General features: G+C 68.4%; 6 protein-coding genes and 2 rRNA genes. All 8 read left to right on the top strand.

The window, feature by feature from the left end; all coding sequences use genetic code 11:
* Positions 1 to 153, top strand: a 23S ribosomal RNA gene (locus ACFWPK_RS18625); the annotation flags it as partial.
* 122 nt (positions 154 to 275) lie between these two features.
* Positions 276 to 392 (top strand): 5S ribosomal RNA (gene rrf, locus ACFWPK_RS18620).
* 1,807 nt (positions 393 to 2,199) lie between these two features.
* The gene (locus ACFWPK_RS18615) at positions 2,200 to 3,180 is read left to right on the top strand and encodes a hypothetical protein (protein WP_378917334.1); all 981 of its coding nucleotides are present in this window, start codon (positions 2,200 to 2,202) and stop codon (positions 3,178 to 3,180) included.
* Positions 3,181 to 3,451: 271 nt separating this feature from the next.
* The gene (locus ACFWPK_RS18610; RefSeq protein WP_378917313.1) at positions 3,452 to 4,345 is read left to right on the top strand and encodes an HAD-IIA family hydrolase; all 894 of its coding nucleotides are present in this window, start codon (positions 3,452 to 3,454) and stop codon (positions 4,343 to 4,345) included.
* 13 nt (positions 4,346 to 4,358) lie between these two features.
* Complete coding sequence (locus ACFWPK_RS18605; RefSeq protein WP_378917311.1) at positions 4,359 to 4,643, top strand: hypothetical protein; 285 nt, start codon at positions 4,359 to 4,361, stop codon at positions 4,641 to 4,643.
* Position 4,644: 1 nt separating this feature from the next.
* Positions 4,645 to 5,466, top strand: coding sequence for a TlyA family RNA methyltransferase (locus tag ACFWPK_RS18600; RefSeq protein WP_378917309.1), 822 nt, complete (start codon positions 4,645 to 4,647; stop codon positions 5,464 to 5,466).
* Positions 5,463 to 6,392, top strand: a complete 930-nt coding sequence (locus ACFWPK_RS18595; protein WP_378630063.1) for an NAD kinase — start codon at positions 5,463 to 5,465, stop codon at positions 6,390 to 6,392. Before ACFWPK_RS18600 ends, ACFWPK_RS18595 begins: the two co-directional genes overlap by 4 nt.
* Positions 6,392 to 8,161 carry a DNA repair protein RecN gene (gene recN, locus ACFWPK_RS18590; RefSeq protein WP_378917307.1) on the top strand — a complete coding sequence of 590 codons (1,770 nt, stop codon included), beginning with the start codon at positions 6,392 to 6,394 and terminating at the stop codon, positions 8,159 to 8,161. Before ACFWPK_RS18595 ends, recN begins: the two co-directional genes overlap by 1 nt.
* The last annotated feature ends 122 nt before the right edge of the window (positions 8,162 to 8,283 follow it).

The raw sequence follows: 8,283 nt of genomic DNA, 5'->3' as shown, positions 1-8,283 counted from the left end.
AAAGCATCTAAGCGGGAAGCCTGTTCCAAGATGAGGTTTCTCTCCCACTTGATGGGTTAAGGCCCCCTACAGACCATGGGGTTGATAGGCCAGAACTGGAAGCCGAGTAATTGGTGTAGGTGACTGGTACTAATAGGCCGAGGGCTTACTACGAAGGTGTTACGCGTCCACTGTGCGGTTTCTGAAACAACAGACACTGCAGCAAACCTGATCATCGGGTCCCCTGGGAATGGGGTTTCGGTGTTTTCGGGGAGCGCTGTCTAGTTTCATAGAGTTACGGTAGTTATAGCGGTGGGGAAACGCCCGGTCCCATTCCGAACCCGGAAGCTAAGGCCACCTGCGCCGATGGTACTGCACTCGACAGGGTGTGGGAGAGTAGGACACTGCCGGAACATCCTTCGCGATAGGGGACCCTTATTTGGGTCCCCTATCGGCGTTTGTGGACTCGATACGGGTTCGGTACGCCAGGCGGACGATGCCCCGTCCTTCGTCCGTGGTTGAATTCTTAGTGGCGGGGCCATGACAACACTCCCCGGAGGCCGGGGAACCTAGAGAGGGATCGCCGTGTCGGAACACAACGACGGACGGAAGCCTTTCCGCCGGGACGGAGACGCCCCCGGTTTCGGCCGGCGAGGCGAACCGACCGATCGCCCCCGCGGCGGACACGGTGACAATCGCGGCTCGGGCCGTGGCGAAGGCGGCGGATTCCGCCGTGACGACGCCGGCCGAGGAAGCAGCGCCGGGCGTGGTGGTTCCGATCGTGGCAGCTCCGATCGGGGTGGATTCCGTCGCAATGACGACAGTCGCGGCTCCGGTCGTCCCGAGGGCCAGCGTGGCGGATACAACCGCGACGATCGTGGCAGCAGCGGCGGCGACCGTGGTGGATTCAAGCGCAGTGACAGTGGCGACCGTGGCGGTTATCAGCGCCGCGATGACGCCGGTCGCGGTGGCTCCAATGATCGCGGTGGTTTCGATCGCGGCGGTGACCGTGGTGGATACCGCGGCAGCAATGACGACCGCCCGCGCGGTGGTTCGGATCGTGGCGGCTCTTCCGATCGCGGTGGCTACCAGCGCCGCGACGACAGCAACAAGGGCGGCTACCCCAAGCGTGACGATGCCGGTCGCGGCGGTTACCCGCGGCGCGACGACAACGATCGTGGCGGCTACCAGAAGCGTGATGACAACGATCGCGGTGGATTCAAGCGCAGCGACAGTGGCGACCGTGGCGGTTATCAGCGCCGCGATGACGCCGGTCGCGGTGGTTCCGGTGATCGTGGTGGATTCAAGCGTGACGACCGCGGCGGCGACCGTGGTGGATACCGCGGCAGCAACGACGACCGCCCCCGTGGTGGTTCGGATCGTGGCGGCTCTTCCGATCGCGGTGGTTACCAGCGCCGCGACGACAGCAACAAGGGCGGCTACCCCAAGCGCGATGACGCTGGTCGTGGCGGCTACCCCAAGCACGACAACGATCGCGGTGGATTCAAGCGCAGCGACAGTGGCGACCGTGGCGGTTATCAGCGCCGCGATGACGCCGGTCGTGGCGGCTCGAGCGACCGTGGTGGATTCAAGCGTGACGACCGTGGCAGTGACCGTCCGTCCGGTGGTTTCGACCGCGGCGGTGATCGCGGTGGATACCGCGGCAGCAATGACGACCGTCCCCGTGGTGGTTCGGGCGGAGGGTTCCGTCGCGGTGAAGGCGACGACCGTTCGCGCGGCAGTGCCGATCGCGGGAGTGACCGTGGTGGCTTCCGTCGCAATGACAGCGACGATCGCTCGCGCGGTGGTTCGGATCGTGGCGGTTACCCCAAGCGCGACGACAAGGGTGGTTACCCGCGTCGTGACGACAGCAACAAGGGTGGCTACCCGCGTCGCGACGACAACGATCGCGGGCCCCGACGGGACGACGATCGCGGTCGCGGCGGCTTCAAGCGTGATACCCGCGCCGGTGGTGGTCAGGGACGGTTCGTCGGCGAGGACGGCAAGCCGCTCAACGGCACCTACCGTGAGAAGCGTACTGAGCGCGAAAGTGATGTGCTCGGCGTCGTCTCGGCAGCGGCTGCTCCCGACATCGACGAGTCGACCATCGATGACAGCACGGCCGGTCCGTCGGACAACATCACCGCAGCAGCGACCGAGAAGCCGGAAGCGTCCACTGAGCAGTCCGAGGATGCGGGCACCGAACGTGATGAGCCCAGCGTGGCTCCGGTAGCCGACGCGGATACAGCCGACGACGAGCGTCCCCGTGGCGCGGATCGCGAGGATCTTCCTCGTGACGAGTCCGACAGCGACCGCGCGCCGGGTGATTCGGATCGGGACGAAAGTCCGCGTGGCGAGCGCCGTGGATTCGCGGATCGTGGTGCCCGTTCGGACCGTGACGACCGTTCGCGTGGCGGCTCCGAGTCCGGTGCGGCGCGGTCGGGTGACTTCGGCGATGATCGCCGACGTGGTGGTGAAGGTGCTCGTACGACGGGTGGTCGGCCGGATGATCGCCGGGCGGCTCGTCCCGAGGAGCCCGATCTGCCCGAGGACGTGCAGGCCTCCGATCTGGATCCGGCCGTGCGCCGCGATCTGCTGAGTCTGGACAAGAACAACGCCGATTCGGTGGCCCGGCACATGGTGATGGCCGTCGAGCTGCTCGAAGACGACCCGCGCCTCGCGCTGGCACATGCTCGGGCCGCGCGGCAGCGTGCGGGCCGCATCGCGGTGGTGCGTGAGACCGCCGGTGTGGTGGCCTACCACGCCGAGGAGTGGGCCGAGGCGCTGTCGGAGCTGCGGACCGCACGACGCATGTCGGGTGGTGCCGGACTCCTCGCGGTGATGGCGGACTGCGAGCGCGGTCTCGGCAGGCCGGAACGGGCCATCGAGCTCGGTCGCAGCGAGGAAGCGCAGACGCTCACCGGTGACGAAGCAGCCGAGCTGCGCATGGTGGTCGCGGGCGCCAGGATGGATCTGGGTCAGTTCGACCAGGCCGTGGTGACGCTGCAGGCTTCCGATCTGGATCCGTCCCGCACCGGTTCCGCCGCCGCGCGCCTGTTCTACGCCTACGCCGACGCGCTGGTGGCGGCAGGCCGGACCGATGACGGCCTGCAGTGGTTCCTCAACGCCGCGGCCGCCGACCTCGACGACGAAACCGACGCCGAGGAACGGGCAACCGAGCTCACCGGCGACGCGCAGTAGAAACAGCACAGGGCCGCAGGCGAGGAACTCCGAAAGGTTCCCCGCCTGCGGCCTTCTGTATGCCGGGGCGGTGTGCCGGCGTCGGCGATCCTGCTCGCGACGCGCTGGCCGCGGACGTGGAACCGGGCACACCGCGCCCGAACGCTCGCCCCATGCCCGATCATGAAGGGTGCGAATGCTATTCGACAGCCGAGGAGAACCGAAGCTGTCGGTGCCTTCGCCTAGGGTCGCGGATGTGCTCGACCCGGCAGTGACGACGGAGTGAGGGTGGATGGACCGGCTACGCGATCAATACGACGCTTTGCTGCTCGACCTGGACGGAACGCTGTACCGCGGACCCGAGGTCATCGAGGGTGCTCCCAAAGCGCTTGCACCGAACGGTGATTCGGCCCAACGTTTGGTCTATGTCACCAACAACGCCGCGCGCGGCCCCGGTGCCGTGGCACACCACCTGGACGAGCTCGGCTACCCGGCCACCACAGCTGATGTGGTGACCAGTGCGCAAGCCGCCGCCCGCATGCTGGCCGAACGTCTGAGCCCCGGTGACAGGGTGCTCGTCGTCGGTACCGACGATCTGGCCGCGGAGGTGAAGGCCGTCGGCCTCGACCCCATCCGCCGGTTCGGCGACACCCCACCGGCGGCGGTCGTGCAAGGCCACTCGCCGGCAACCGCGTGGCCCGACCTCGCCGAAGCCGCCTACGCCTTACGTGCCGACGCGCTGTGGATCGCCGCCAATACCGACCGCACCCTGCCCAACGAGCGTGGCCTCGCCCCTGGCAACGGCTCGATGGTCGCTGCCCTGGCCACCGCCTCCGATCGTGAGCCGCTCGTAGCGGGCAAGCCCTACGCGCCGCTGATGGAAAACGCGATCGAGCGAGCGGGCACCCGACGCGCCCTGGTTGTCGGTGACCGTCTCGACACCGATATCGAGGGCGCCAACGGCCTCGGCCTCGACTCGCTGCTGGTGCTGACCGGAGTCAGCACACTCGACGAGGTGATCAGCGCACCAGCGGCCCGGATCCCGACCTACATCGCCGCCACCCTCGACGCCCTCAACGACGCCGTCGTGGCCGAGGCCGCCGCGCCTGCGGACATCGCGGACCTGTTGCGACAGTATCCAGGCCGGGCGGTACGGGTGCGCGCGGTCGATTCGGAAATCCGATAGCGTTGACGCCACGATGAGTACTGCGAGTTCACCGCCGAACGGCGCGTCACAGCCACCCCGGCCCGGGATTCCCGTGCCGGGCGCTCACCTGCCCGGCGTCTCGGCGCCTCAGGAACCGGCCGATCCGAGCAGGATCAAGGCCGATGTCGATGCACTGCTCGCCGAACTCGGCCCGCGTCCCGCCGTGAGCCCGGCGGAGAACACCGAGACCGGCGCCGACATCACCCGCCGTGCCCGCATTCTCGAGCAGGCGCACGACGTACTGGTGGACGCGCTGGCGACAGTGGACAAGATCTGAGGTGGCCAGGAGAGCGCGCGTGGACGCCGAACTGGTTCGCCGCGGATTGGCGCGATCGCGAGAACACGCGGTCGAACTGATCAGTGCGGGCCGCGTCCTGATTGCCGGAACCGTCGCCGTGAAGCCGGCGACGGCCGTGGAGACGGGAACCCCGCTGATCGTGCGGGAAGAACCCGACGAGGTGTCGTGGGCCTCGCGTGGTGCGCACAAACTGCTCGGCGCACTCGAGGCGTTCGAACCCGAGGGGCTCGGCATCGCGGGTAAGCGGTGCCTGGACGCGGGCGCGTCGACCGGCGGGTTCACCGACGTGCTGCTCAACAAGGGCGCGCGGGAAGTGGTCGCGGTCGACGTCGGCTACGGCCAGCTGATCTGGCGACTGCAGAACGACGACCGGGTTCAGGTGTTCGACCGTACCAACGTGCGCAACATCACCGCCGAATCCATCAGTGGCACAGTCGAAATCGTCGTCGGTGACCTGTCGTTCATTTCGCTCGGGCTCGTCCTGCCTGCCCTGGCTGCCTGCGCGGCCGACGGTGCTGATCTGCTGCCGATGGTGAAACCACAGTTCGAGGTAGGCAAGGATCGCGTCGGCTCGGGTGGGGTGGTGCGTGACCCGGCGTTGCGTACCGAGGTCGTGTGCGATGTGGCGAACGCCGCGGCCGCGCTCGGATTGCGCACCCTGGGTGTGGTCGCCAGTCCGCTGCCCGGTCCGTCGGGCAATGTCGAGTACTTCCTGTGGCTGCGCAAGGTCGGCCCGTTCGACTACGACGCCGAACAGGTGCGGGCGCTGGTCGCGCACGCTGTCGAGGAGGGTCCGCAGTGAGTACGCACGCCGGCGGCAGGGAGATCCTGCTCGTCGCCCATCCTGGCCGCGCGGAGATCATCGAGACCGCGCATCGGGTGGCGAAGATCTTCGCCGAAGCGGGCATCTGCCTGCGGGTGCTGGCCGACGAGGCCGACAGCACCCGGTTCGAAGACGAAGCCGGATATCCGGTGCGCGTGGTGCCGCACAGCCCGTCCGCGGCACAGGGCTGCGAGATGGTGCTCGCCCTCGGCGGTGACGGCACCTTCCTGCGCGCGGCCGAACTCGGCAGACCCGCGGGCGTGCCGGTGCTCGGAATCAACCTGGGCCGCATCGGCTTTCTCACCGAAGCCGAGGCCGAGAACCTCGACGAGGCACTCTCGCAGGTGGTCGATCGCGACTACCAGGTGGAAAACCGGATGACCATCGACGTCACCGTGCGCGTCGACGACACGATCGTCGAACGTGGCTGGGCGCTCAACGAGGCCAGCCTCGAGAACGCGCAGCGGATGGGTGTGCTGGAAGTGGTGCTCGAGGTGGACGGGCGGCCGGTCTCGGCGTTCGGCTGCGACGGCATCCTCATCTCGACCCCCACCGGGTCGACCGCCTACGCGTTCTCGGCGGGCGGGCCGGTGGTGTGGCCCGAACTCGAGGCGATGCTGGTGATCCCGAGCAACGCGCACGCGTTGTTCGCGCGGCCACTGGTGACCAGCCCGGAATCGCTCATCGCGGTGGAAACCGTGGCGACCGGGCATGATGCGATCGTGTTCCTCGACGGCAGGCGCACCCTCGCGTTGCCGCGTGGCGGCCGTGCCGAAGTGGTGCGCGGCGAACGTCCGGTGCGGTGGGTTCGGCTCGATTCGGCGCCCTTCGCCGACCGGATGGTGCGCAAGTTCCAGCTGCCGGTCACCGGCTGGCGGGGCAGACAGCGAACGGAAGAGCACTGATGCTGACAGAGATCAGGATTGACGGACTCGGTGTCATCTCGACGGCCACCGCACAGTTCCACGCGGGTCTGACCGTGCTCACCGGTGAGACCGGTGCGGGCAAGACCATGGTCGTCACCAGCCTGCACCTGCTCAGCGGTGCGCGCGCTGACGCGGGACGAGTACGCCTCGGCGCGGCGAAAGCCGTGGTGGAGGGCCGTTTCGTCGTCGATGACGTGAACGAGGCGGCGCGCGCGGCGGTCGGGGAAGTGCTGGAATCGGCGGGCGCCGAAGCCGACGAGGACGGCAGCGTGATCGCGGTCCGCACCGTCAACAGTGACGGGCGCTCGCGCGCGCACCTCGGTGGGCGTGGGGTGCCCGCCGCGGTACTCGGCGAGTTCACCTCCCGGCTGCTGACCGTGCACGGCCAGAACGACCAGTTGCGGTTGCAGCGGCCCGAACAGCAACTCTCGGCACTCGACCAGTTCGCCGGCGACGGCGTCGCGGGACTGCTGCGCAAGTACCAGGTGCACCGCCGGTCCTGGCTGGACGCGCGCACCGAACTCCTCGAACGCACCGCGCGCAGTAGGGAATTGGCGCTCGAGGCCGATCGACTCAAGTATTCGCTCACCGAAATCGACGGCATCGCGCCCGAACCCGGTGAGGACACCCACCTGGTGGCCGAGATCCGCAGGCTCAGCGATCTCGATTCGCTGCGCGAGGCGGGCGTCGCCGCGCACGAGTCGCTGTCGGGTCCGACCGACGCACCGGCCGACGGCGGTGGCGTGCTCGATCTGCTCGGTGGTGCCCGCGCCCGCCTGGATTCCGCCGACGACCCGGCGCTGGCCGCGCTGGCTCCACGTCTGGGCGAGGCGATCGCGGTGGTGGTCGACGTGGCCACCGAACTCAGCAGCTATCTGTCGGAATTGCCGTCCGATCCCAGCGCACTGGACTCGATGCTCAACCGTCAGGCCGAGCTCAAATCCCTGACCCGCAAATACGCGCCCGATATCGACGGCGTGATCGCGTGGGCCGACGAGTCGCGCTCGCGCCTGGACTCACTCGACGTGTCCGAGGACGCGCTGGCCAAGCTGGCCGGTGAGGTCGAGACCGCCGCGGGCAAGGTGCGCGAGGCGGCACGCAAACTCAGTGCCGCGCGCGCCAAGTCGGCGGGCAAGCTGGCGAGTGCGGTGAGCACCGAGCTCGGTGGGCTGGCGATGGGCAAGGCGCGCTTGGAAGTCCAAGTCCGTCCGCTACCGGCCAGTGCACAGGACTCGGCGCCGCTCGAGATCGGCGGGGTACAGCTACACGCCGGGTCCAACGGCTGCGACGAGGTGGAATTCCGGCTCTCCGCGCATTCCGGCGCGCAGTCGCTGCCGTTGAGCAAGAGCGCTTCCGGCGGTGAACTCTCGCGGGTGATGCTCGCGCTCGAGGTGGTGCTCGCCGGTTCCGATCACGGCGCGACCATGGTGTTCGACGAGGTCGACGCCGGTGTCGGTGGCCGGGCCGCGGTGGAGATCGGCAAGCGCCTGGCGCGCCTGGCCCGCACCCACCAGGTCATCGTCGTGACCCACCTGCCCCAGGTGGCGGCTTTCGCCGACACCCACCTGGTGGTGAACAAGTCCGACGATGGAAAAGGCAAGGTGGACAGCGGCGTTCGCACGCTGACCGACGACGAACGAGTGGTGGAACTGGCACGCATGCTCGCGGGTCTGGACGACACCGAGACCGGCCGTGCGCACGCGGAAGAACTACTCGAAACCGCCAGGGCCGAGCGGTTGCCTGCCTGAAAAAGCAACGGCGTGGGGCGGGGCCACCCCCCGGAGCCGCGCCGCCAGTGACAGCGGGGGGGGGATCACTTACCGTGCTTTGGGCCGCCCCCCCGCCAAGCGGGTGTCTCAAGGACAAAGCC

The sequence above is a fragment of the Nocardia sp. NPDC058519 genome (genome assembly GCF_042719755.1).
Classification (GTDB): Bacteria; Actinomycetota; Actinomycetes; order Mycobacteriales; family Mycobacteriaceae; genus Nocardia.
Note: the sequence above shows the minus strand (reverse complement) of the source record. Positions and strands in the feature narration are given on the sequence as shown.

What these genes read in the sequence shown, in the direction of transcription:
- ACFWPK_RS18610 (WP_378917313.1), top strand. Translation starts at nt 3,452, where the DNA reads ATGGACCGGCTACGCGATCAATACGACGCTTTGCTGCTCGACCTGGAC.
- ACFWPK_RS18605 (WP_378917311.1), top strand. Translation starts at nt 4,359, where the DNA reads ATGAGTACTGCGAGTTCACCGCCGAACGGCGCGTCACAGCCACCCCGG.
- recN (WP_378917307.1), top strand. Translation starts at nt 6,392, where the DNA reads ATGCTGACAGAGATCAGGATTGACGGACTCGGTGTCATCTCGACGGCC.